Origin of the sequence: Streptomyces xiaopingdaonensis, assembly GCF_000262345.1 — a bacterium.
In the GTDB taxonomy this organism is placed as follows: Bacteria; Actinomycetota; Actinomycetes; order Streptomycetales; family Streptomycetaceae; genus Streptomyces; species Streptomyces xiaopingdaonensis.
In genome coordinates this window covers 13,950-37,101 of the sequence record NZ_AJTQ01000168.1, presented here as the reverse complement: position 1 = coordinate 37,101, position 23,152 = coordinate 13,950, and the positions used below count along the sequence as shown (strand labels likewise).

The 23,152-nt window shown below is 71.6% G+C and carries 17 protein-coding genes; 10 read left to right on the top strand and 7 right to left on the bottom strand.

All coding sequences use genetic code 11. The annotated features are described in order from the left end of the window. Entirely contained in the window at positions 1-600 is a 600-nt protein-coding gene (gene casB / locus UWG_RS0113535) for a type I-E CRISPR-associated protein Cse2/CasB (protein WP_016907753.1), read from the bottom strand. Beyond that, the gene (locus UWG_RS0113530; RefSeq protein WP_272943193.1) at positions 593-2,173 is read right to left on the bottom strand and encodes a type I-E CRISPR-associated protein Cse1/CasA; all 1,581 of its coding nucleotides are present in this window, start codon (positions 2,171-2,173) and stop codon (positions 593-595) included. Before UWG_RS0113530 ends, casB begins: the two co-directional genes overlap by 8 nt. Before the next feature lie 56 nt (positions 2,174-2,229). On the opposite strand from UWG_RS0113530, the gene UWG_RS0113525 reads away from it, so the two are divergent. Further along, positions 2,230-5,250 (top strand): CRISPR-associated helicase/endonuclease Cas3, encoded by a 3,021-nt coding sequence (locus UWG_RS0113525; protein ID WP_078495653.1) that lies wholly within the window; start codon positions 2,230-2,232, stop codon positions 5,248-5,250. Between the two features lie 276 nt (positions 5,251-5,526). Continuing rightward, complete coding sequence (locus tag UWG_RS0113520; protein ID WP_016907750.1) at positions 5,527-7,569, top strand: thioredoxin domain-containing protein; 2,043 nt, start codon at positions 5,527-5,529, stop codon at positions 7,567-7,569. A gap of 52 nt (positions 7,570-7,621) precedes the next feature. Here the strand turns inward: UWG_RS0113520 and UWG_RS0113515 are convergent, their stop codons facing one another. Then, positions 7,622-8,233: a TetR/AcrR family transcriptional regulator gene (locus UWG_RS0113515; RefSeq protein WP_016907749.1), complete on the bottom strand. Its 612-nt coding sequence runs from the start codon at positions 8,231-8,233 to the stop codon at positions 7,622-7,624. Positions 8,234-8,382: 149 nt separating this feature from the next. On the opposite strand from UWG_RS0113515, the gene UWG_RS0113510 reads away from it, so the two are divergent. Both UWG_RS0113510 and UWG_RS0113505 read left to right on the top strand, forming a co-directional pair. Next, the gene (locus UWG_RS0113510) at positions 8,383-9,597 is read left to right on the top strand and encodes a pyridoxal phosphate-dependent aminotransferase (protein WP_016907748.1); all 1,215 of its coding nucleotides are present in this window, start codon (positions 8,383-8,385) and stop codon (positions 9,595-9,597) included. A gap of 162 nt (positions 9,598-9,759) precedes the next feature. Next, positions 9,760-10,164 carry an SCO4983 family protein gene (locus UWG_RS0113505; RefSeq protein WP_016907747.1) on the top strand — a complete coding sequence of 135 codons (405 nt, stop codon included), beginning with the start codon at positions 9,760-9,762 and terminating at the stop codon, positions 10,162-10,164. 174 nt (positions 10,165-10,338) lie between these two features. Here the strand turns inward: UWG_RS0113505 and UWG_RS0113500 are convergent, their stop codons facing one another. Beyond that, the gene (locus tag UWG_RS0113500) at positions 10,339-12,192 is read right to left on the bottom strand and encodes a phosphoenolpyruvate carboxykinase (GTP) (protein ID WP_016907746.1); all 1,854 of its coding nucleotides are present in this window, start codon (positions 12,190-12,192) and stop codon (positions 10,339-10,341) included. A 396-nt stretch (positions 12,193-12,588) separates the two neighbouring features. On the opposite strand from UWG_RS0113500, the gene trhA reads away from it, so the two are divergent. After that, positions 12,589-13,380 carry a PAQR family membrane homeostasis protein TrhA gene (gene trhA / locus UWG_RS0113495; protein ID WP_016907745.1) on the top strand — a complete coding sequence of 264 codons (792 nt, stop codon included), beginning with the start codon at positions 12,589-12,591 and terminating at the stop codon, positions 13,378-13,380. A gap of 59 nt (positions 13,381-13,439) precedes the next feature. On the opposite strand, the gene UWG_RS0113490 is transcribed toward trhA, so the two are convergent. Both UWG_RS0113490 and UWG_RS0113485 read right to left on the bottom strand, forming a co-directional pair. Beyond that, the gene (locus UWG_RS0113490) at positions 13,440-15,044 is read right to left on the bottom strand and encodes an N-acyl-D-amino-acid deacylase family protein (protein ID WP_016907744.1); all 1,605 of its coding nucleotides are present in this window, start codon (positions 15,042-15,044) and stop codon (positions 13,440-13,442) included. Between the two features lie 43 nt (positions 15,045-15,087). Then, complete coding sequence (locus UWG_RS0113485) at positions 15,088-16,404, bottom strand: amino acid deaminase (protein ID WP_016907743.1); 1,317 nt, start codon at positions 16,402-16,404, stop codon at positions 15,088-15,090. A gap of 378 nt (positions 16,405-16,782) precedes the next feature. Between UWG_RS0113485 and UWG_RS0113480 the strand changes: the two genes are divergently transcribed. The 4 genes from UWG_RS0113480 (at position 16,783) to UWG_RS0113465 (ending at position 20,804) form a co-directional block, all read left to right on the top strand. Beyond that, the gene (locus UWG_RS0113480; protein ID WP_237720082.1) at positions 16,783-17,802 is read left to right on the top strand and encodes a sugar kinase; all 1,020 of its coding nucleotides are present in this window, start codon (positions 16,783-16,785) and stop codon (positions 17,800-17,802) included. Between the two features lie 52 nt (positions 17,803-17,854). Continuing rightward, entirely contained in the window at positions 17,855-18,646 is a 792-nt protein-coding gene (locus tag UWG_RS0113475) for an IclR family transcriptional regulator (protein ID WP_016907741.1), read from the top strand. After that, positions 18,639-19,055, top strand: a complete 417-nt coding sequence (locus UWG_RS0113470; protein WP_016907740.1) for a RidA family protein — start codon at positions 18,639-18,641, stop codon at positions 19,053-19,055. Before UWG_RS0113475 ends, UWG_RS0113470 begins: the two co-directional genes overlap by 8 nt. Before the next feature lie 264 nt (positions 19,056-19,319). Further along, positions 19,320-20,804 (top strand): GntP family permease, encoded by a 1,485-nt coding sequence (locus tag UWG_RS0113465; RefSeq protein WP_016907739.1) that lies wholly within the window; start codon positions 19,320-19,322, stop codon positions 20,802-20,804. Positions 20,805-20,889: 85 nt separating this feature from the next. Here UWG_RS0113465 and UWG_RS0113460 read toward each other — a convergent pair whose 3' ends face one another. Next, a complete protein-coding gene (locus UWG_RS0113460; protein WP_016907738.1) occupies positions 20,890-21,939 on the bottom strand; it encodes an LLM class flavin-dependent oxidoreductase in 1,050 nt (349 codons plus the stop codon). Between the two features lie 259 nt (positions 21,940-22,198). Between UWG_RS0113460 and UWG_RS0113455 the strand changes: the two genes are divergently transcribed. After that, entirely contained in the window at positions 22,199-23,077 is an 879-nt protein-coding gene (locus UWG_RS0113455; RefSeq protein WP_016907737.1) for a S1 family peptidase, read from the top strand. The last annotated feature ends 75 nt before the right edge of the window (positions 23,078-23,152 follow it).

Genomic DNA, 23,152 nt, shown 5'->3' with positions numbered 1-23,152 from the left:
TCAGTCGTTCCTCTTCGAAGGGAAAACGGGGGTGTAGAAGTCGCGGGCCCAGTCGTAGGCGACCGACCCGCCGGGTGACCGCCACTTCGTGAGGTCGTCCGCCAGCCGCGCCCAGGACGGGGGCGTCACGTCGCAGGCGCGGGCGCGCTCGATCGCGTGCTGCAGGTGCCGCAGGGGGAGCTCGTGCGAGGCCACCAACCGGTCGAGGAGCCGAGTGGCCCCGGGATCATTGGGGCCTCTTCCGCTCGGACTGCCGATACGGCGGAGCGCGCGACCTGTTGACCCTGAGCCGGAAAGCGCTCTGCTCCGGCCGGCATGGAAGCGCGCGAAGAGGAACGCCACCTTTTCGTAGGCGAGCCGCTGCTCCTCCTCCTCTGCGAAGTTGGCAGCGATCAGCCTCGGCTCGGTCAGGGCTTCGGGCCTCCTCAGGTCGGCGAGTGCACCGGTGTCGTGCGACCACACCAGGCGGCACAGGTAGCGGCTGAGCTGCTCGGACCGGGGGCGCTCATGAGTGGCCGTGCCCTTGGGCGCCCCAGCTACGTCGTCGACACTCTCCGCGATCAGGGCCTGCAGTTCCGGGGGCAACTGTGGATCAGTCATCGGGATTCCCCTTGAGATAGGCGGGGCACTTCGTGGCATTCAGCATCTGCTTGAGCCGTATCTCGGCCTGGATCCGGGCCCTCATCCCGCGCTCGCCGGGCGGCAGCGAGGCCAGGCGGGACCGCAGGGCGTTCCGCATGGCCGTCCGGATCTCCCGTCCGAACGCTTCCAACGGCCCGGCGTCGGGTCGTTGGTTCGCGTTCACCGCGTCGAGCAGTGCGTGGAAGGGAGCGGCGGCCCCGGCCCACATCTCCCGCGATCCGTTGAACCGGGCAGTCTGCGGCTTTCGGTCCGCCGGCTTGGCATTCGGGTACGCCGCCTCACGGGCGGCGACCGCCGCCGACCACAGCGCTTTCGCCGCGTACTCGCACATCGCCGATCCCTCGTCGGCCGCCCACTTCAGGTCGACCCGGAGACTCGACGTGTACGGGAACGAGTCCGACACCCACCTGACGGCGGCTGACTTGCGAGAGACGAGTCCCACTGCCCACAGGCTCACCGATCTGTCGGGCAGGTCGGCGAGGCGGTCGTACAGGTCCGCGCCCTTGGGCCGGTCCGCGGCCGACGCGTACAGCGCGTGAGCCCCTTGCCAGACGGCCCGGTCGACACTCGGGCGCAGCGGCCCTTCGTAGTTCCCGGACCGCGTCAGCACGGCGTCCTGCAAGTATGCAGGGGGCAGCGGGGCGAGCAGTTCGCCGGCGGCCATCAGCACCCGGTCGACCATCAGCCGACCGTCGACCAGAACGGGTCGCAACAGGATCGACCTTCCGAGGAAGGAGTGCAGGTCCGCCCGGCCGTCGGGGAGGCGCGGCTCCTTCCCGGAACGGAAGGTGCGCCGGCGTCGGCGCCCGTCCGTCCAGGAGTAGTTGAAGGTCGGCTGCGGATCCCTGCCGGGGACGAGGTTCAGCCGCAGCGTGTCGCCGAGCGTCGGCCCCATCGCGATCACCCGGATACGGGAACCGAGCCGCCCGACGGCCTGGTAGGTCAACTGCCGCCCCAGCCAGTCCGCTTTGGCCATCGCCCTGCCGCCGAGACCGTAGGCGTGCTGGGCGAGCATCGCCCTGAGCGCGACATCTGGCCGCATGGGTTCGGGGTCGTGCAGATGGGACTTGTCGAAGAACTGGTTGTAGTCGCCTGCGCGTTCGATGACGACCTGTGCATGACCCACCCCGTGGCCGTCGAGGAAGGGCGCGAGTTGTGCGTTCTGTCCCAACGGCCGCTCCGGATGGAAGAGGTCCCAACGGTCGTCCGGCTCACCAGCAAGCCAGTCGGCTGCCGGACTCAGCGACTCCTGGCCCTCGACCCAGTGGCTCCACTCCTCGGGCGAGGTGGGGACGTGATCCGACGAGTAGAGGATCGCCAGCAGGTACTCGAAGACGGCGACATCTTCCCCCGCGGTTGAACCCGAGAGCGCGAGGACCCGGTCCGCGTTGCGCAGGAGATCCACCAGGCTCATCATCCTGACGACGGCCCTGCCGGAGGCTTCGTCCAGTGTCAGTGCCGGCTGGCACGCTTGCGTGCGTGGATCCCACCGCCATACCGGATTCGAGGCATCACCCGAATCTCGGTACATCGTTGTCGGTTGACCATTTGGCATGTGTCGGACGCTAGCAGTGGCGGGGTGATCGGATGAGGGATTCCCGGAAAATCGGTCTCGGGTGGATACTCATCTGGGGCAAGACGGACCGGCGTGGAGTCAGTGACCGCCGTGGCGAGGGGAGTTGGAATCCGCTGCTCGCTCACATGCTCGATGTGGGCGCAGTCACAGGTGAGTTGTGGGACAACTATCTCGCACAGCCGGTACGTGACCGTCTCGTCGAGGCCCTTGGCGCCGGAGACAAAACGGTGGCGCGGAGGAACGCCATGTTTTACGCCGCCTTGCACGACCTGGGCAAGGCGTCCGTCGGCTTCCTCCACCAGTTCGGCAGCGGGCGCTGGGTCCGCTCGCGGATGCGACAGGCCGGGAGGACGTGGCGCGCACAGGCGCGTGGGGCAGGACTGCCTCTGCCGGAGGAATCGGGATTCGCCCCTTGGGCGGGACACGAGCACGTCACGGCCCATCACCTGCCGCGCCTGCTCGGCTGTACCTGCCGACACTGCGGAGGCAAGGGTGAGGCGGGCCGCGGCCGTGGTCTCCACCGCATGGCGCTGCTCCTGGGCGGCCATCACGGCCACATTCCCCACCTTGAGACCGTTCACAGAGCAGCTCGCGCGGCCCGGCCGGACGACTGGGACCCGTACTACCGGCACATGATCGAGACCCTTGCCCGCCTGTTCCGAGTTGACCTGGAACGCCTGCCCGAGCGCACAACCCTCGAACGCCCCGTGACACTCCCGCTGTTCGCGGGTCTGGTCGTGATGGCCGACTGGATCGCCTCCGACGAGACCCTCTTCAACTACCGCCTCCTCACTCAGACCGTGGAGCAGTGGTGGAAGGCTTCGCAACGGCAGGCGGAAGCCGCTCTTTGCAAGCTGCGTCTGCACTCCTGGGTGCCCGGACCTGCGGAGTGGGCAGAACTCTTCCCTGAGGCACCCGTCCCCCGCCCGTTCCAGGCCGCTGCCATGAGGGCCGCGCCCAACGACGGCCCCGCGCTGGTGATCGTCGAAGGTTCCACTGGGGCGGGGAAGACAAGCCTCGCCCTCTGGTACGCCCATCATCTCGCTCGCGTCAACGGCTACCACGGGCTGTACGCGGCAATGCCCACCCGAGCAGGGACCGATCAGGCTGCTGCCGAGTACCTCTCCTTCCTCACCCGCGCATTCGGCACCCCCACGGACGTCAACTTGGCGATTGTCCACAGCACGGCGGAAGCCTCCCCGGCCGTCAATCGGTTGCTCGACGCCGGGAAGCGGAGGTCTGGCCGTGAACGTGCGACCGATTGTCTGCCGTTCATCGAGGACACCCTGCCCTCCGCGGACGATCCGGAGCTGCCAGGCCGGCCCGTCCTCGACCCGTGGTACCTCCGTAGGTGCCTTGGCGTGGTCTCCACGTTCGGTATTGGCACCGTGGATCAGGTTGTCCTGGCCGCCCAGGCGTCAGAACACTGGTTTCTCCGGCTCTTCGGTCTTGCCAACAAGACGGTGATCATCGACGAGGCCCATGCATACGAGCTGTTCCAGGAACGGCTCCTGGAGGCCGTTGTCAGCTGGCTCGCGGATGCCGGAGCCTCGGTGGTGGTGCTCTCTGCCACCCTTCCGAGCGGCGCCCGGCAGGCTGTAGCCGACGCCTGGTGCCGGGGCCATCATGCCCAGCCGCGTCCACTCCGGGCCGAGGGTCCCGTCACTCTGATCGACCGAGGGGGCCGAGTCACCGGTGTGCGACCCGACGAGGCGCCTGCTCCGAGGCACACCCGCCTGGACCTCGTCCGTGACCCCGGACCGGCAGCGCTGGCCGACCTCATTCTCCGCGAAGCCGCCGACGGAGGGTGCACCGCAGTGATCCGCAATCGGGTCGACTCGGCCCACGATCTCTACTCCGAGGTATGTGAGCGGGCCAGGAAGCGCGGTTGGCGACCCGAAGAAGTGGTCCTCCTGCACGGGAAGTTGCTGCCACGCGACCGTCTGTCCCTGGAGACACGGCTGCGGGATGCTCTGGGGCCGGGGGAAGACCGCACCCAGCGCAATCCCGCCCGGCCGGAGCGCCTCCTCGTGATCGCTACACAGGTACTGGAACAGTCCCTGGACTTGGACTTCGACCGTCTCTACACGGACCTGGCCCCCGTCGACCTGCTCATCCAACGCCGGGGGCGCCTACACCGACACGCCCCCAACCAGGCCGGTCGTCCGACCCCCTTGCGTGAGGCGCGCATGACCGTCCTCCACCTGCTCGCCCCGGACGGCCTTCCTCTGGTAAGCCCTCCCACCGAGAACAGCCCGGGCAACTTGGACGCGCACGTGTACGCCCCCTATTCGCTGACGATGTCCTGGCACCTCCTCAACGACCTCGTTAGCACCCCGTCCACCTGCGTGTCCTGCTCGGGCGAACGGAAACCGGAACGACAGGACGGAGCCGCCTGCTTCGATGCCGCGCGAGACGGCGCCTCGCTGATCGAGAGGGCCTACCACCCGGCGCCCTTCCCCCGCACGCCCATCGGCTCCTTGCTCAGAGCCACCTGGGAACAGTGGCTCGATGATCTCAGCGATCATGACAACACTGCCCACACCCGCGCCCTGTACCCCTACGGCCTCGACGGAGAGCCGACGGGGATCGAAGCCCTGAAGAGCGGCGAGGCGCATGGCAAGGGCGATCGCAGCACCGGCGCACTGTCCGCACGGTCGCGTCTGAGGGAACCGGGCACGGCGGTGGTCGTCCTCTTCCGCCAGAACCCCGAGGGTAGGAATCCGTTCTACAGCTATGACCCGGTGGGTGAACTGGCCGCCGATCTTGGCGACCACAGTGCTCAGCACGACCAGGAGGCCCTTGATGCCCATCGGGCCCAGCAGCGCGAGTTGCTTCTCAACACCTGCGAAATTCCCACCAGTTGGCTCGAGTACCTCTCGCCGGTCTCCGAGTGGCCGCCCTTCTCCGACAGACCGCCGCTACGGAACAGGGCTGTGGTCGTTCTCGATTCCCGAGGTAGATGTCTCAGCGGGCCGAGAGGGCCTCTCGCCTACACCCCCACACGGGGCCTGCACCTCGTGCGGTGCTAGCGATACGCTGCCCGTCCCTGTTCCCGCTCAACCGCAGGGATGGGCCGGATATACCGAGGTTCCCGGCTCTCTTCTCCCCGCGCCAGCGGGGCCTTCGGGCGATCGGAGCGGCTGAGGGCCGGCCGCGCGGGTCACCCCACGCCTCACGGGCTCCGCGAACTCGTCCAGCCATTGTCCCGATGCCTCAGCCCTTCGCCCTGGGGAGCGGGGCGGGCACGGCGCAGGGGAGCTGAGGGCTTCCTGGCTGGAAGCTTATGGAGTGAGAGGCTGGAGCGTATGAATCGCCTGGCCCGTGCCACCTCGCCGTACCTGCTCCAGCACGCCGACAACCCCGTCGACTGGTGGCCCTGGTCGCCGGAGGCGTTCGAGGAGGCCCGGCGGCGGGACGTGCCTGTCTTCCTGTCCGTCGGCTACGCCGCCTGCCACTGGTGTCACGTGATGGCGCACGAGTCGTTCGAGGACGAGGAGCTCGCCCGGTATCTCAACGAACGGTTCGTGGCGGTGAAGGTCGACCGCGAGGAGCGGCCCGACGTCGATGCCGTGTACATGGAGGCTGTGCAGGCGGCGACAGGGCAGGGCGGCTGGCCGATGACCGTCTTTCTCACGCCGGAGGGTCGACCCTTCTACTTCGGGACGTACTTCCCGCCGGCGCCGCGCCACGGGATGCCGTCGTTCCGGCAGGTGCTCGAAGGGGTCGAGGCCGCGTGGCGGGATCGGCGGGGCGAGGTCGCGGACGTCGCCTCGCGGATCACGGACGACCTCGCCTCGCGTGCGATCAGCGGGGCCGGTGCGCAGCCGCCGGGGGAGGAGGAGGCCGGCGCCGCGCTCCTCGGGCTGACGCGGGAGTTCGACGCGCGGTACGGCGGGTTCGGTGGTGCGCCGAAGTTCCCGCCGCCGATGGTGCTGGAGTTCCTGCTCCGCCACCATGCGCGCACCGGTTCGCAGGGCGCCCTCCAGATGGTCGAGGCGACGTGTGAGGCGATGGCGCGCGGCGGGATCTACGACCAGCTCGGCGGCGGTTTCGCGCGCTACTCGGTCGACGCGGAGTGGACGGTGCCCCACTTCGAGAAGATGCTCTACGACAACGCGCAGCTCTGCCGCGTCTACGCGCACCTGTGGCGGGCCACGGGTTCGGAGTTGGGCAGGCGGGTCGCGCTGGAGACCGCCGACTTCCTCGTGCGCGAACTCGGCACGACCCAGGGCGGGTTCGCGTCCGCGCTCGACGCCGACAGCGAGGACGGCGAGGGTCGCCACCGCGAGGGCGCCTACTACGTGTGGACGCCGGCGCAGCTCGCCGAGGCGCTCGGCGACGAGGACGCCGAGGCCGCCGCCGAGCGGTACGGCGTCACCGCGGAGGGCACCTTCGAGGAGGGCGCCTCCGTCCTCCAACTCCCCGACGACGCACCACCGTTGGACGCCGGACGCGCCGACTCGCTGCGCGCCCGGCTCCTCGCTGCCAGGTCGGCGCGCCCGAGGCCGGCGCGGGACGAGAAGGTCGTGGCGGCCTGGAACGGCCTCGCCGTCGCGGCCCTCGCCGAGGCGGGCGCGTACTTCGAGCGCCCCGACCTCGTGCGCGCGGCCGAGCGCGCGGCCCGTCTGGTCGCCGAGGTCCACACGGACGCGCGCGGCCGGCTGGTGCGCACCTCGCGGGACGGCGAAGCGGGCGCGAGCGCGGGGGTGTTGGAGGACTACGGCGACGTGGCCGAGGGCTACCTCGTGCTCTACGCCGTCACGGGCGACGCCGGGTGGTGGGAGCGTGCCGGCTCGCTGCTGGAGACCGTTCTCACCCGGTTCGGCGGCGAGGAGGGCACCCTCTTTGACACCGCCGACGACGCCGAGGCGCTCATCCGCCGCCCGCAGGACCCGACGGACGGCGCGACCCCCTCGGGCTGGAACGCGGCGGCGGCAGCCCTCCTCTCGTACGCGGCGTACACGGGCAGCGAGCGCCACCGCAACGCGGCCGAGCAGGCGTTGGGCATCCTGCGCCCGCTCGCGGCCCGGGCACCCCGCTTCCTCGGCTGGGGCCTGTCGGCGGCGGAAGCCGTCCTCGACGGGCCGCGCGAGGTCGCCGTCGTAGGCCCGCACGACGCGTCGGCGACGGCCCGGCTCCATCGCACGGCACTGCTGACGACGGCTCCCGGCGCGGTGGTCGCCGCGGGCGAGCCCGGCGGCGAGGCGGCAGTCCCGCTCCTCGCCGACCGGCCGCTGCTCGACGGGCAGCCGGCCGCATACGTCTGCCGCGGCTTCGTCTGCGCCCGTCCGACGACGGACACCGAGGAGCTGGTGCAGCAGTTGGAGCCGTCGGTCGACGGGGCGTAGGTACGGACGGTGGCCGGGGTCCGCGGCCGCTCCGCACGGCAGGGGTGATCTCTCAGAGAGTGAGCCCGCGCTCCAGTGTGGCCAGTGCGCGGTCGACGAGCGCGGGCAGGTCGTCGTGCATGCCGGAGTCGATCCAGCCGAAGACGACCTCGGTGAGGGAGGCGAGCAACGCGGTGCAGACGACGCGGAGTTCGACGTCGTCGAGCGGGCGTCCGGTGCGGTCCGCGAGGACGCGTGCGAGGAGGCGTACCGTCTCGGCCCCGTGGTCGGCGGCGCGGCTGCGGAGTGCGGGGATCTCCCTCAGCAGGTGGAGCCGGAGCTGCATCTCGCGCCCGTCGCGCAGGTAGACCGCGTGCAGGGCCCAGGCGACGGCGGCGCCGACGGCGCGGACGGGGGACTCGGCGGCGGGGCGCCGGGCGAGTGCCTCGCCGATCAGTGCGTCGTAGTCGTCGGGGAGGACCATGTCCTCCTTCGTCGGGAAGTACCGGAAGACGGTGCTGGGGGAGACCTCGGCCTCCTCGGCGATGCGGTCGACGGGGGTCGCGTCGTAGCCGTGGGCCTCGAAGAGGCGGTAGGCCGCCGCACGGATGGCCTGTCTCGTGCGGATCTTTTTCCGCTCGCGCAGCCCGAGCGCGGGTGCGGAGCCGGTGGCTGCGGAGGGCATGCGGTCATTGTCGGCCATCGTCCGCGCCGACGGCCACGGCCGTGCGCGCGGGGACGTGCGTCCGACGCGTCCGGTTCCGTCGCTGCGTGGCAGCGCTGGGTGAGGGAAAACACGGAGCGGGTCGTGCGGAGCGCCCGTAAGGTGGCGATATGCAGGTGATCCAGTCGACCAAGCTCGCCAACGTCTGTTACGAGATCCGGGGCCCGGTCCTTGAGGAGGCGATGCGGCTGGAGGCGGCAGGTCACCGCATCCTCAAGCTCAACACGGGCAACCCGGCGGCCTTCGGGTTCGACTGCCCGCCGGAGATCCTCGAGGACATGCTCCGCAACGTCGGCACCTCGCACGGGTACGGCGACGCCAAGGGCCTCCTCGCCGCACGCCGCGCCGTCGTGCAGCACTACCAGAACCAGGGCATCGAGGACCTCCACGTCGAGGACGTCTACCTCGGCAACGGCGCGTCCGAGCTGATCCAGATGTCGATGCAGGCGCTCCTCGACGACGGGGACGAGGTCCTCGTCCCGGCCCCCGACTACCCGCTGTGGACGGCCTCCGTCTCCCTCTCGGGCGGCACCGCCGTCCACTACCGCTGTGACGAGCAGGCCGACTGGATGCCCGACCTCGCCGACATCGAGCGGAAGATCACCGACCGCACCAAGGCGCTCGTCATCATCAACCCGAACAACCCGACGGGCGCGGTCTACAGCGAGGAGATGCTGCGGGGCCTCACGGAGATCGCCCGCCGCCACCAACTCGTCGTCTGCTCGGACGAGATCTACGACAAGATCCTCTACGACGGCGCGGTCCACACCCCCACGGCCACCGTCGCGCCCGACCTGATGGTGCTCACCTTCAACGGCCTCTCGAAGGCGTACCGCGTCGCCGGGTACCGCAGCGGCTGGCTCGCCGTGTGCGGACCGAAGGACGAAGCGCAGAGCTACATCGAAGGGCTCACGATCCTCGCCAACATGCGGCTCTGCGCCAACATGCCCGCGCAGCACGCGGTCGCGGCGGCGCTCGGCGGCCGGCAGTCGATCCAGGACCTCGTGCTGCCGGGCGGGCGGCTGCTGGAGCAGCGCGACGTCGCCTACGACCTGCTCACCCAGATCCCCGGTGTCACCTGCGTGAAGCCGAGGGGTGCCATCTACGCGTTCCCGCGCCTCGATCCGAAGGTCTACAAGGTCAAGGACGACCGGCAGATGGTGATCGACCTGCTCCGCCAGGAGAAGATCATGATCGTCCACGGCACCGGGTTCAACTGGCCCGAGCCCGACCACTTCCGGATCGTCAACCTCCCCTCGGCCGACGAGCTCGCCGAGGCGGTCACCCGGATCGCGCACTTCCTCGACGGCTACAGCCAGGTCTGAACTCCCGCGCACAGCGCGTCGATCGGCACTCCGGTCGGCGGGCTGCGTGCTGTCCGGGCGGTCACGCGGCGTCCGCGAGCGGATACTTTCTTGATCAGTGCCAAATTTAGACTAAGTCTAAGTTAGGATGGTTTCCTGAAGACGCAAGCCGGGAGGCGATCCATGTACGAGCCGATCCGAACCAAGTCGGTCCATTCCGTGCCGGACGCTGAGCTGCCCCGTCGTACCCGCGAGGAGGAACTCGACATCCGGCTCGCCGGGCACCTCACGGCGCTCCTCACCGTGACCGACGAGCTCCGCGCGCTCACCCCCAGCGCGGAGCTCGACGACGCCGCGCACCGTCTCGCCGCGCACGCCGCCCGCCTCAGCGGAGGCGTCCGGCCGCTGCGGGCCGCGCCCACCTCGGCGCCGTCGGAGCAGGCGCACCTCGCCTCGCTCCACCAGCGCGCCCACATGCTCGCCGACTACGCCCTCGCGCTCGCCACGACGCGGGACGACGCCGAGGCGGCCGCGCTCGCCGCCGAGCGCGCCCGGAGTCACGCGGCCCGCCAGCCGGCGGCAGCCTGACCCGACGCGCCCCGTCCGCAGGGTTTCCACGGGCAGCCCAGAGGGCCGCCTCCCGCACTGGTGGGAGGCGGCCCTCTTCGATCGGGCCTGACCGACGGCTCCGTCCCACCCCTGCGGTGGTGCGACGGAGCCGCCCCGATCGGCCGTGCGCCGGGGCGTGCCCCGGCGGGTCTGTCAGCCCAGGCGTTGCACCAGCGCCCGGTACTCGTCCCACAGCTCCTTGGGCGTGTGGTCGCCGAAGGTGTTGAAGTGCTCGGGGACGAGGGCTGCCTCGCTGCGCCAGACGTCCTTGTCGACGTCGAGGAGGAAGTCGAGGTCGGCGTCGGAGAGGCCGAGCCCTTCGGTGCCGAGCGCGTCCTTGGTCGGCACCCTGCCGATCGGCGTCTCGACGGCCTCCGCCTCGCCGTCGAGACGCTCGACGATCCACTTCAGGACCCGCGAGTTCTCACCGAAGCCGGGCCAGACGATCTTGCCCTCGTCGTTCTTCTTGAACCAGTTGACGTAGTAGATCCGCGGGAGCTTCTCCGGGTCCGCCTGCCGGCCGACCTCGACCCAGTGGCCGAAGTAGTCGCCCATGTTGTAGCCGCAGAACGGGAGCATCGCGAAGGGGTCCCTGCGGAGTTCGCCGACCTTGCCCTCGGCCGCCGCCGTCTTCTCCGAGGCGACGTTGGCACCGAGGTAGACGCCGTGCTGCCAGTCGAAGGACTCGGTCACCAGCGGGACGGCGGTGGCCCTGCGCCCGCCGAAGAGGATCGCGGAGATCGGCACGCCGCGCGGGTCCTCCCACTCGGGCGCGATGATCGGGCACTGGCCGGCGGGCACGGTGAAGCGGGCGTTGGGGTGGGCGGCGGGGGTGCCGCTCTCCGGCGTCCAGGCGTTGCCCTTCCAGTCGGTGAGGCGCTCCGGCGGTTCCTCCGTCATGCCCTCCCACCAGACGTCGTCGTCCTCGGTGAGCGCGACGTTGGTGAAGACCGAGTTGCCCCAAAGGGTCTTCATCGCGTTGGCGTTGGTGTCCTCGCCCGTGCCGGGTGCGACGCCGAAGAAGCCGGCCTCGGGGTTGATCGCGTAGAGGCGGCCGTCCTCGCCGAACCGCATCCATGCGATGTCGTCGCCGATCGTCTCGACGGTCCAGCCGGGGATCGTCGGCTGGAGCATGGCGAGGTTGGTCTTGCCGCACGCGGAGGGGAAGGCCGCCGCCACGTACTTCACGGCCTCGGTGCCGCCGCGGGGCGGGGTGAGCTTGAGGATGAGCATGTGCTCGGCGAGCCAGCCCTCGTCGCGGGCCATCACCGAGGCGATGCGCAGCGCGTAGCACTTCTTGCCGAGGAGCGCGTTGCCGCCGTACCCCGAGCCGTACGACCAGATCTCGCGGGACTCGGGGAAGTGCGAGATGTACTTGGTCGGATTGCAGGGCCAGGGGACGTCCTGCTCGTCCTCGGCGAGCGGGGCGCCGACCGTGTGCACGGCCTTGACGAAGAAGCCGTCGTCGCCGAGCGCGTCGAGGACGGGCTGTCCCATGCGCGTCATCGTGCGCATCGAGACGGCGACGTAGGCGGAGTCGGTGATCTCGACGCCGAGCGCCGAGAGCGGGGAGCCCAGCGGGCCCATGCAGAAGGGCACCACGTACATGGTGCGGCCGCGCATGGAGCCCCGGAAGATGCCCCCCTCGCCCGAGAAGATCTCGCGCATCTCGGCGGGGGCCTTCCAGTGGTTGGTGGGGCCCGCGTCCTCCTCGCGCTCCGAGCAGATGAAGGTGCGGTCCTCGACGCGGGCGACGTCGCTCGGGTCGGAGGCGGCGTAGTAGGAGTGGGGGCGCTTGATCGGATCGAGCTTCTTGAACGTTCCCTTTTCGACGAGCTCCTCGGCGAGGCGGTCGTACTCCGCCTCCGAGCCGTCGCACCAGACGATCCGCTCGGGCTCGGTGAGTGAGGCGATCTCCTCGACCCACGCGACGAGTTCACGGTGGCCGGTCGGCGGGGTGGCAGGGGTCGCCGGAATGGTGTTGGGAGCCGCAGTACTGCGCGCCACGATCGCTCCAGACGTTTGAGGGTGTCCGCGGACGCCGGCAGGCGCGTCCGCGTTTCGTTGTCCGACTCTCAGCGCGCCCCTTGGGGGCCGCGACCCGGACGCTGCGGTGTTCTGGGCGTCCCAGGCGTCTCCTGTGTCCCGGTGTCGTTCGTTGCTCCCGACCGTCGGAACCAGGCGATGCTCATCCGGTGCCGCTTGTGCTCATCTGATCATGCGAGGCGAAGGGGGGTTCTGTCCAGACGGCGGGGATGTGTCCGAGGCCACTTGATGAGATCCATGCTCATGTGTGCAGTGTCTTTTACCCGGGCATGGTCGACGAGTTCCCTCTGTGCGGTGCAATGGCGCTCACACCGGTCCGGCGAGGGTTACCTACGGTTCCGTAGTTACGATGTCGCCATGACTGCCGCCCCGCTCCCGCCGCGTACGGAGCAGACGTCTGCGTCCTCAACTCCCGTACAGGACACGCCCGCAGAACCGGCCCCGCCCGCCCAGCGCGTCTCGCTCGCCAAGCCGGCGGCGCGGCTGAGCGCCTCGGCCGGGCAGGCCGCCGAGGCGCTGAAGCCCCGGCTCCGCGGCTGGCTCCACGCCGGTATGTTCCCCGCCGTGCTCATCTCCGGCGTCTTCCTCACGGCGCTCGCCGGCAGTACGCGCGGACGGGTCGCCTGCGCGGTCTACACGCTCACCGCGTGCCTGCTCTTCGGTGTCAGCGCGCTCTACCACCGCGGCAACTGGTCCCGCCGGGTCGACGGCGTGCTACGGCGGTTGGACCACGCCAACATCTTCCTCATCATCGCCGGCACCTACACGCCGCTGACGATACTTCTCCTTCCCGACGGCCGCCGCGACCTGCTGCTGTGGGGGATCTGGGTGGCCGCGGCCGTCGGCATCGCCTTCCGGGTCCTCTGGGTCGGTGCGCCCCGCTGGCTCTACACGCCGTGCTACATCGCCATGGGGTGGGCCGCCGTCTTCTTCCTCCCCGACTTCCTCCGGACGGGCGGCATCGCGGTGCTCGTCTGCGTCGTCGTCGGCGGGCTGCTCTACAGCGCGGGCGGTGTGGTCTACGGGATCAAGCGGCCGAACCCCTCGCCCCGTTGGTTCGGGTTCCACGAGGTCTTCCACTCGTTCACGCTCGCCGCGTTCGCCGTGCACTACGTGGGCATCTCGCTCGTCGCCTACCAGCACACCTGACAACGCGGGCAGGGGGCGTACGGAACTCCCGTACGCCCCCTGCCCGTCGGGCGGTGCCGTCAGGCGGCGCGGCGGACCGAGCGGCCCGGCAGCGCGTCGGTGCGCCGACCGTCGCGGACGGTGAAGCGGCCGTCGACGAGGACGTGCGGCAGGCCGCTCGGCAGTGCCCGCGGCTCCTCGAAGGTGGAGCCGGCGGCGACCGTGGCGGCGTCGAAGAGGACGAGGTCGGCGCGGTAGCCCTCACGGACGAGGCCGCGGTCGGGGAGGCGCAGGCGCGCGGCGGGGCGCGACGTCAGGTGCGCCACGCACTCCTCCAACCCCAGCACGCCCTCCTCGCGCACGTAGTGGCCGAGGTAGTGGGGGAAGGTGCCGTAGGCGCGCGGGTGCGGCTTGGCGCCCTGGAGGATGCCGTCGCTGCCGCCGGTGTGGACCGGGTGGCGCATGATGGCGCGGACGTTCCCCTCGTGGCCGACGTGCTGGAGGATCGTCGTCCCCAACCCGTCCTCGACGAGCAGCCGTTGGGCCGTGGTGAAGGGCTCCTCGCCGCGCTCGGCCGCGGAGGCCGCCACCGTCTTCCCGACGTACGCCGAGAGCGCCGGTTCCGAGGTGCCCGAGATCTCGATCGCGTCCCACTCGATGGGGACGCCGTGGCAGCCGTCGGACCCCTCGACCTCCATGACCTGCCGGATGCGTGCACGCTGCTCCGGATCGGCGAGGCGGGCGAGGACGGCGTCCGGGCCGCCCTCGTGCGCCCAACTCGGCAGCATCGCCACGAGAGTGGTGCAGCCGGGGGTGTACGGGTACGTGTCGAGGGTGATGTCGGTGCCCGCCTCGATCGCCTCGTCGAGGAGCGTGAGGAGCTCGCCCGCGCGGCCCCGGTTGACGCCGAAGTTCATGGTGGCGTGCGCGAGGTGGAGCGGGCAGCCGGAGCGGCGGCTGACGTCGACCATCTCCGCGTACGCCTCCAGCGCGCCGGCGCCGTAGGAGCGGTGGTGGGGGCAGTAGTAGCCGCCGTGCTCGGCGACCGTGGCGCACAGCTCGGCGAGTTCGGAGCCGGAGGCGTACATGCCGGGCGTGTAGGTGAGCCCCGAGGACATGCCGACGGCGCCCTCCCGCATCCCCTCCGCGACGAGCCGGCGCATCCGGGCCAGCTCGGCGTCGGTCGCGGGCCTGTCCTCCCAGCCGACGGCGAGCATCCGGACGGTGCCCTGCGGCACCAGGTACGCGGCGTTGACGGGGGCGCCCTGGCGGTCGATGCGGTCGAGGTAGCCGCCGACGGAGCGCCAGTCGAAGTCGAGGGAGTCGTCCCCGGGCGGGCTGCCGTTCCAGCCGGCGATGGCGCGGCGGACCTCGGCGAGGGTGCGGTCGTCGGAGGGCGCGTAGGAGAGGCCGTCCTGGCCGAGCACCTCCAGGGTGACGCCCTGCGCGACCTTCGCCGAGTGGTCGGGGTCGCGGAGGACGGCGAGGTCGGAGTGGGCGTGCATGTCGATGAAGCCGGGGGCGAGGGTGAGGCCCGCGCCGTCGAGCGACTGCGGTGCGGTGGGGCGGCGTTCGCCCTCGCGGGCGATCTCGGCTATGCGTCCGTCGCGGAGCGCGACGTCGGCGCGGTAGGCGGGGCCTCCGCTGCCGTCGGCGACGTCGACGTCGGTGATCACCAGGTCCATGCGGTGCCTTCCTGTGACGGTGGCTGGGGTTGCTGGGGGCCGGTCAGAAGAAGGTGCGGACGTACTCGACGACCGTTCCGTCGGGTGCCGTCATCGGGATGAGCTGCCACTTGTCGAACATGGTGCAGGGGTGGGACATGCCGAGCGCGACCCAGTCGCCGACGGCGAGCGGGGCGTCCGGTTCGGTGCGCACCCAGGCGTGCTGGTCGGAGAGTGCGGTGACGGAGACCCCGGTGGCGGCGCGTACGGGGCCGCCGTCGGCCGGGCGGATCTCGCGGGGCTGGGGGAGGTGGATGTCGTAGGCGGCGTCGCGCTTGCCGGCGTTGAGGAACGCCTGGTCGGGGGAGGGCCGGGAGACGACCTGGGCCCACAGGCGCAGGGCGGGCCGGAGGGCGCCCTCGTCGGGGACGCGATTGAACGGGGTGAGTTCGCGGTAGTGGCCCTCGTCGTGCGAGACGTAGGCGCCCGAGCGGAGGAGCTTGAGGACGGGGTGCGACAGCGGGGGCAGCTCCTCGAAGACCTCGGCGACGGCGTCGAACCAGGCGCTGCCGCCCGCGCTGAGCACCACCTCGGTCCCGGAGTCGAGCCCGTCGAACCGGCCGGAGGCGTCGAACTCGGCGAGGAGCGCGGTGAGTCGGCGCAGCCACGCGGTCACCTTCTCGTGGCCCTCGGCCGGGGTGCCGGCGGTGGCGCCCGGGACCTCGCCCTCGTATCCGGCGACGCCGACGAGCCGTAGCGTCGAGGTGCGCGCGACCGCTTCCGCGATCCGGGCGCACTCCTCCTCGGTCCGCGCGCCGGTCCGCGCGCCTTCGCCCGCGGCGAGTTCGACGACGACGTCGAGCGGACGCCGAGCCTCCGCCTCCCGCAGCGCCTCGTCCATGAGCGCGACGCCTGCCGGGGAGTCGACGTAGCAGACGAACCGGAACGACGGGTCGGCGTCGAGGTCGGCGGAGAGGGCGCGGAGCGCGGCGGCGTCGACGAGCTCGTTGGCGAGGAAGATCCGCTCCATGCCGAACGCGCGGGCCACGCGCACCTGGTGGGGCACGGCGAGGGTGATGCCCCAGGCGCCGAGGGCGAGTTGGCGGCGGAAGAGCGCGGGCGCCATCGACGTCTTGCCGTGCGGCGCGAAGGCGAGGCCGTGGCGGGCCGTGTACGTCCCCAGCTGGGCGAGGTTGTGGTCGAGCCGCTCCTCGTCGAGGGCGAGGACGGGCGTGGTGAAGCCGCCGGTGAAGAGGTTGCGGTGCTGCGCGGTGAGTTCGCCGACGGTGAGCCCCTCGGCGTCCGGTGGCAGCCCCTTGAAGCGGTGGTCGACGCGCTCCTCGGCGAGGCGGGTCTGGGCGGGGACGGGGGCGGCGGCCATGCGGACTCCGGTGGCGGTGGTGCCTGGGGGCACGGACGGACGGTGCGGGCGACGCGGCGGGTGCCGTACCGCGGTGTGCAACGGCGCCCGACGGCCGGGGCGTTGACGGACGGCGGGCCGGTGGCCGGGCGGCCGAGCACCCCAGGGCGCTGTTGCGATGTGTGCAACATGCATTGCGTATATCGCTTGTTGCTGTCTAGCATCCCGGCGAACAGCAGGTCAATGGAGACCGCAGACCGTACGAGCGGAAGGCGACCGCCCTCCGCGCCCGACGCCGTACCCGAGGAGCCGCAGGCAGTGACGGACGCGAACCGCCCCCCGCACACCGACGAAGCGCTGCCGGACGTCGCCTGCGACGTCGTCTGCCTCGGCGAGTCGATGGTGACGTTCCTGCCGTCCCGCCCGGGCCCCCTCGCCGACGTGCCGTCGTTCACGCGGGCGATAGGCGGCGCCGAGTCCAACGTCGCCTGCGCGCTCGCCGGTTCGGGACACAGCACCCGGTGGATCAGCCGCGTCGGCGCCGACGGCTTCGGTGACCACCTGGTGCGCACCGTCGCCTCGCACGGCGTCGACACCTCGGCCGTCCGCCGCGACCCCGTGCGCCCCACCGGCGTCTACTTCCGCACCGACGGGGAGCGGGCGACCGGAGCCGAACAGGCGCCGGGCGACGGCGAAGTGGCGTACTACCGCGCCGGCTCGGCGGCCTCCGCGATGTCCCCCGCGACCACCGACCTCGCCGCCGCCGACGCGGGACGCGTCCTCCACCTCACCGGCATCACCCCGGCGCTCTCCGCCGACTGCCTGGCGCTGGTCCGTGCGCTCACCGCGCCGCGCAGGACCCGGCCGCTCGTCTCCTTCGACGTCAACTACCGCGCCTCGCTCTGGCGTTCGGCGCCCGGCACCCCCGAGCTGCTGCTCGACCTCGCCCGCGGCTGCGACCTCGTCCTCGTCGGCGAGGACGAGGCGGCCGCCGCCTGGGGCGTCACCGGAGGTCCCGAGGCGGTGCGCGCGGCACTGCCGGAGCCGTCGCTGCTCGTCGTCAAGAGCGGGGACCGCTCGGCGACGGCGTTCACCGGCGACGGGCTGCGCGTGCGCGCGCCGGGACTCGACGTCGATGTCGTCGCGCCCGTCGGCGCGGGCGACGCCTTCGCCGCCGGCTTCCTCTCGGGCACCCTGCGCGGACTGCCGCTCACGCAGCGGCTGCGCCACGGCCACCTCCTCGCCGCCGCGGCGCTCACGGCGCCGGGCGACCTCGCGGAGCCGCCCGCGCCGGCCGCGGCCGACCGGCTGGCGGCACTCGACGAGGAGGCGTGGGGCAGGCTGCGGCTCGCCCCCGGATGGACCGAGAACGGCCGACTCGGGGCCGCCGCACCCGCATCGGAGGACCACGCCGTATGACACCGCCGTCCGCGACCCGCAGCCCGAGCGGGGCCGAACCGGGCGGTGCCCGGTGAGCCAGACCGTCGACCGCGCGCTGCGCATCCTGCCGCTCCTCGCCGAGGGGCCTGCCAACCTGGAGCAGGTCGCCTCCCGGCTGGACGTGCACAAGTCCACCGCGCTGCGGCTGCTGCGCACCCTCGACGAGCACGGCATGGTCTACCGCCAGCGGGACCAGCGCTACCGCCTCGGTGCCCGGCTCTTCTCCCTCGCCCAACAGGCCGTCGAGAACCTCGACGTGCGCGAGATCGCGCACCCGCACCTCGCGGAGCTCAACGCCGCCTGCGGGCACACCGTCCACCTCGCCGTGCAGGAGGAGGACGAGGTGGTCTACATCGACAAGGTGGAGAGCCGCTACCCGGTCCGGATGTACTCCAGGATCGGCAAGCCCGTCGCGCTCACCGTCGCGGCGGTCGCCAAGCTCTGCCTCGCCGACCTGCCGGAGCCGGAGCGGCGCGCCCTCGCCGACCGGCTCGACTACCCCCGCTACACGGCCCGTTCGATCCGGAGCGCCGCCGAGTTCCTCGCGGAGCTCGACCGCGTCCGCGAACAGGGCTGGGCCACCGACCTCGGCGGCCACGAGGAGTCGATCAACTGCGTCGCGGCACCCATCCGCGGCGCCGACGGACGCACCGTCGCGGCGATGTCGGTCTCGGCACCGAACGTCGTCGTCTCCGGCGACGAACTCCTCACCCTCCTTCCGCGCGTACGGCGCACCGCCGAGGCGATCAGCGCCGAGTACGCCGGGAGACCGACCCGTACCGCTCCGCCCCGGAGACGTTCAGGAGAGCCCCACCATGACTGAGAACAACCTCGCCAAGACCGCGCTCACCCCGCCGACGCACACGACGCCGCCCGCGAAGTTCTCGCACGGCGTGAAGAAGGGGAACATCCTCCAGGTCGCGGGGCAGGTCGGCTTCGGCCCCGCCGTCGAGGGGAAGGGGCCCGAGCCGGTCGGGCCCGGGCTGCGCGAGCAGACCCTCCAGGCGTTCGCCAACGCGGAGGCCATCCTCCGCGAGGGCGGCGCCAGTTGGGAGGACGCGGTGATGATCCGCGTCTACCTCACGGACACCGCGCACTTCCCCGAGCTCAACGAGGTCTACAACGAGTACTTCGCAGACCTCGAGCAGGCCCCGGCGGCCCGCACCACCGTGTACGTCGGCCTGCCCGCAGGGCTCCTCGTCGAGGTCGACGTCCTCGCCGTCCTCGGCTGACCACGCCCGTCGCGCCGCGCCGCCCCGACCGGCGGGGCGGCGCGGCTCCCGACTCCCCGCATCCCCGGGGCGGACGGCGCCCCGAGCGCGCACACCCTCCGCGAGTGCCGTCCCTGCGCACCTCCCCGCACGCGCCGCGCGTACCCCGCCGCCATCCCGGCCGACGGACGCGCCCGCGCTCCCCGCACCACCCCTGGCTGCCCCCATTCCTCCCGCGCCGCTCTCCAACCGCCCGGCGCTGCACGCAAGTCACGAGGTCACCGCATGCTGCTCGCAGAGAAGGCCCCGCCGCACACCGGCGGGCTGCTCGCACTGATACCCGGCACCGCAGGGCTGCTCACCGTGGCGGCTCTCGGTATCGCCCTCCTCCTCGTCCTCATCATCAAGGTGCGGTTGCAGCCGTTCGTCGCGCTGCTCGCCGTCTCCATAGCCGTCGGCCTCGCAGCCGGGCTCTCGGTCACCGAACTCTTCGGCACCGTCCAGCAGTCCGACGTGTCCTCGCTCATCGAGGACGGGATGGGCGGCATCCTCGGCCACGTCGCCATCATCATCGGGCTCGGCACGATGCTCGGCGCCATCCTGGAGGTGAGCGGCGGCGCGGAGGCGCTCTCCTCGCGGCTCCTCGGGCTCTTCGGGGAGCGCAGGGCGCCGCTCGCGATGGGGCTGACGGGCCTCATCTTCGGCATCCCCGTCTTCTTCGACGTCGGCATCTTCGTCCTCGCGCCGATCGTCTACGCCGCGGCGAAGCGGAGCGGCAAGTCCGTGCTCGTGTACGCGCTGCCGATGCTCGCCGGCCTCTCCATGACCCACGCCTTCCTGCCGCCGCACCCGGGCCCCGTCGCCGCGGCCGGGCTGCTCGACGTCGATCTGGGATGGATCATCCTCATGGGCGTCGTCTGCGGCATCCCCGCCGTGCTCGCCGCGTGGGTGTACTCGGCGTGGATCGGGAAGCGCGTCTTCGTCGAGGTGCCGCAGGAGATGGTGGAGGCGGCCGAGGAGTCGAAGCGGGCCGTCGCCGCCGACAAGGCGGCCAACGGGCCCGCGCGGAAGGGGGGTTCGGCCGGCGACGCGGCGGAGCACCCGGTGGCCGTCTCCACGGTGCTCGCGATCATCGGCACCCCGCTGATCCTCATCCTCGCCGCGACGTTCTCCTCGATCGCGCTCGATCCCTCGACGCCGCGGTCGGTCGTCGAGTTCGTCGGGCACCCGTTCGTCGCGCTGACCGTGGCGCTCTTCCTCGCCTACTACCTCCTCGGCATCCGCCGCGGGTGGAGCCGCAAGTCCCTGGAGACCGTCTCCACGGCCTCGTTGAAGCCGGTGGGCAACATCCTCCTCGTCGTGGGCGCGGGCGGCATCTTCGGTGCCGTGCTCCAGGGGTCGGGGGTCGCGCAGGCGCTCGCCGACGTCTTCAGCGACGCGGGGCTCCCCGTGATCCTCCTCGCCTGGCTGATCTCCGTCGTGCTGCGGGTCGCACAGGGCTCGGCGACGGTCGCGATCGTCGCCACGGCGGGCATCGTCGCGCCGCTGCTGGACGCGGGGGACTTCTCGCAGGCGCACGTGGCGCTCGTCGTCATGGCGATCTCCGCCGGGTCCATCTTCGCCTCGCACGTCAACGACGGCGGGTTCTGGATGGTCGCCAAGTACTTCGGCATCTCCGAGCGGGACACGCTGAAGTCGTGGACCGTGCTGGAGACCGTGCTCTCCGTCGCGGGGTTCGCGGTGGCCGCGCTGGTGAGCCTCGTGGTGTAGGACGCGGGGCCGCCCCCGCGGCGGCCCCGCCCGGCGCGGTGTCCGGGCCGAGCGCTTTCCGCCCGGACGTTCCGCGCCCGTCGCCTCAGGCGAACGCCGGCATCAACTCGTCGTGGATCAAGCGCAGTTGCGTGTCGACGTCCGCGACGCCCGGCAGGTCACGTCCGGTGAAGGTGCGGACCAGGGTGCGGTCGGTGACGGCGCAGATCACGTGGTTGACCCCGGTCGGGGCGATCTCGCGGGCGATCTTGCGGCGGCACTCCTCCGGCGTTCCCGAGACGGAGAGCCGCTCCGCGACCTCCGGGCTGGTGAGCTCGATGCCGCGGGCGAGGTCGCCGGCTCCGATCGCCTCGATCGCCGGCGCCAGCTCGTCCGGGTCGACGCCGTTGCGCCGCAGTTGCTCCTCGGGCATCGAGGAGGCGTAGATGCCGACCATGCTGCGCGCCGCCTCCTTCGCCTTCGCGGAGTCCTCGCCCACGGCGAAGACGATCCAGGCGCCGATGTCGAGCGACCGCCAGTCCTTGCCCGCGCTCTCGGCGCCCTCCCTGAGGTGCGCCACGGCGTAGTCGTACGCCTCGCGCGTGTAGCTGAGGGCGTGGTGGCAGCCGTCCGCGAGCGCGCCTGCCGCCCGGAAGGAGCGGGGGCCGCGCATCGCGCCGAGCTTCAGCGGCAGCCGCTCCTGCACGGGGCGCGCGAAGGTGAAGAGTCCTTGGTAGCGGTAGAACTCGCCCTCGTGGGTGAGCGCGCCGTCGTCGAGGAGGGTGCGGACGACGGGGAGCGCCTCCTTGGTGCGGCTCAGCGGGCGCGTCTCCCGCCAGTCGATCCCGTACTGGGCGAGGAGGCCGAAGTTGCCGCTGGAGAGGACGCCTTCGGCGCGGCCGTCGGAGAGCTCGTCGAGAGTCGCCAACGCCTGGGCGAGCAGGCTCGGTTCGCGGAGTGCGACGGGCGAGACGCTGGGGCCGAGCCGGATGCGCTCGGTGCGGGCGGCAGCGGCGGCGAAGAGCTGCCACAGGTCCTTGTGCCAGGTCTCGTCCGCCGCGTAGCAGGCATGGAAGCCGAGCCGGTCGGCGAGGCCGATCGAGGCGAGGGACTCCGTGAGCGGGTAGTCGGGGAGCATCGCGTAGCTGAACTTCACCGGTTCACCTTCTCTTCGGGACGTCGTCGTCCGAGGTGCGCGAAGTGCCGCGGACGCTCCACTGTCCAGCCGTCGGGCGCACGGGGGAAGAGGCCCCGATGTAGGGACCGCGTGATGTTCGTGCGCCCAACTGCGCCCGGGGCGCGCTCAGTTGGTGGCCGACGCGCGCCCTTGTGCCGTGCGGGGGGCTGCTGAAGGATGCCGCGGTAGACCGAACGGACCTTCGGTAACGCAGGTTCCTTAAGAGAGGACCCCACACATGAAACGACCTCTCGCGGGCACCCTGGCAGCCGGCCTCCTCGGAGCCGCCGCGCTGACCGGTCTCGCCGCGACACCGGCCGCAGCAACGAGCGCGGACGCGCAGCAGGACCGCCCCACCTCGGCCTCCCCCCAACGCGCCGCGGCCGCCCCCGACTTCGAGGGCTCCGTAGCACTGAGCAACTGCTCGGGCTCGCTCGTCAGCCTGCCCGACTCCCAGCCGTCAGAACCGGCGCTCGTCCTCTCCAACGGCCACTGCCTGGAGGCGGGCATGCCGGGCCCCGGGACGGTCGTCGTCGACGAGCCCTCGAGCCGCGGCTTCACGCTCCTCGACGCCTCGGGGCAGGACGCCGGTACGGTCAGCGCCGTCAAGGTCGCCTACGCGACGATGACCGACACCGACGTCTCCCTGTACCAGGTCGGCGAGAGCTACGAGGAGATCGAGTCGGAGTACGGCGTCACCGCGCTCGACCTCGACGCCGAGCACCCGGTGGCGGGCAACGACATCACCGTCGTCTCCGGGTACTGGAAGGAGACCTTCGGCTGCGCGATCGACGCGTTCGTCCCCGAACTCCGGGAGGCCGACTGGACGATGAAGGACTCGCTCCGGTACACCGCCGAGTGCGAGACCAAGGGCGGCACGTCGGGCTCGCCCGTCGTCGACGACGCCTCGGGCAAGGTCGTGGGCGTCAACAACACGCGCAACGAGAACGGCGAGGAGTGCACCCTCGACAACCCGTGCGAGGTCGACGAGAACGGCAACGTCACCGTCCACGAGGGCATCGCCTACGGGCAGCAGACGTACCTGCTCGCGGCCTGCGTGGGCAAGGGCAACGAGGTCGACCTCGATCTGGAGGGCTGCACCCTGCCGAAGCCGTGACCGGCGGTTGAGCGCCGCACGCGGGGACGCCCCCGGGGCCGTGAGGGCCTCGGGGGCGTCCTGTGCGGTACGGGG

What these genes read in the sequence shown, in the direction of transcription:
- UWG_RS0113470 (WP_016907740.1), top strand. Translation starts at nt 18,639, where the DNA reads ATGACTGAGAACAACCTCGCCAAGACCGCGCTCACCCCGCCGACGCAC.
- UWG_RS0113525 (WP_078495653.1), top strand. Translation starts at nt 2,230, where the DNA reads ATGAGGGATTCCCGGAAAATCGGTCTCGGGTGGATACTCATCTGGGGC.
- UWG_RS0113455 (WP_016907737.1), top strand. Translation starts at nt 22,199, where the DNA reads ATGAAACGACCTCTCGCGGGCACCCTGGCAGCCGGCCTCCTCGGAGCC.
- UWG_RS0113515 (WP_016907749.1), bottom strand. Translation starts at nt 8,233, where the DNA reads ATGCCCTCCGCAGCCACCGGCTCCGCACCCGCGCTCGGGCTGCGCGAG.
- UWG_RS0113480 (WP_237720082.1), top strand. Translation starts at nt 16,783, where the DNA reads ATGGTGACGTTCCTGCCGTCCCGCCCGGGCCCCCTCGCCGACGTGCCG.
- UWG_RS0113485 (WP_016907743.1), bottom strand. Translation starts at nt 16,404, where the DNA reads ATGGCCGCCGCCCCCGTCCCCGCCCAGACCCGCCTCGCCGAGGAGCGC.
- UWG_RS0113510 (WP_016907748.1), top strand. Translation starts at nt 8,383, where the DNA reads ATGCAGGTGATCCAGTCGACCAAGCTCGCCAACGTCTGTTACGAGATC.
- UWG_RS0113465 (WP_016907739.1), top strand. Translation starts at nt 19,320, where the DNA reads ATGCTGCTCGCAGAGAAGGCCCCGCCGCACACCGGCGGGCTGCTCGCA.
- UWG_RS0113505 (WP_016907747.1), top strand. Translation starts at nt 9,760, where the DNA reads ATGTACGAGCCGATCCGAACCAAGTCGGTCCATTCCGTGCCGGACGCT.
- UWG_RS0113520 (WP_016907750.1), top strand. Translation starts at nt 5,527, where the DNA reads ATGAATCGCCTGGCCCGTGCCACCTCGCCGTACCTGCTCCAGCACGCC.
- UWG_RS0113490 (WP_016907744.1), bottom strand. Translation starts at nt 15,044, where the DNA reads ATGGACCTGGTGATCACCGACGTCGACGTCGCCGACGGCAGCGGAGGC.
- UWG_RS0113530 (WP_272943193.1), bottom strand. Translation starts at nt 2,173, where the DNA reads ATGTACCGAGATTCGGGTGATGCCTCGAATCCGGTATGGCGGTGGGAT.
- casB (WP_016907753.1), bottom strand. Translation starts at nt 600, where the DNA reads ATGACTGATCCACAGTTGCCCCCGGAACTGCAGGCCCTGATCGCGGAG.
- trhA (WP_016907745.1), top strand. Translation starts at nt 12,589, where the DNA reads ATGACTGCCGCCCCGCTCCCGCCGCGTACGGAGCAGACGTCTGCGTCC.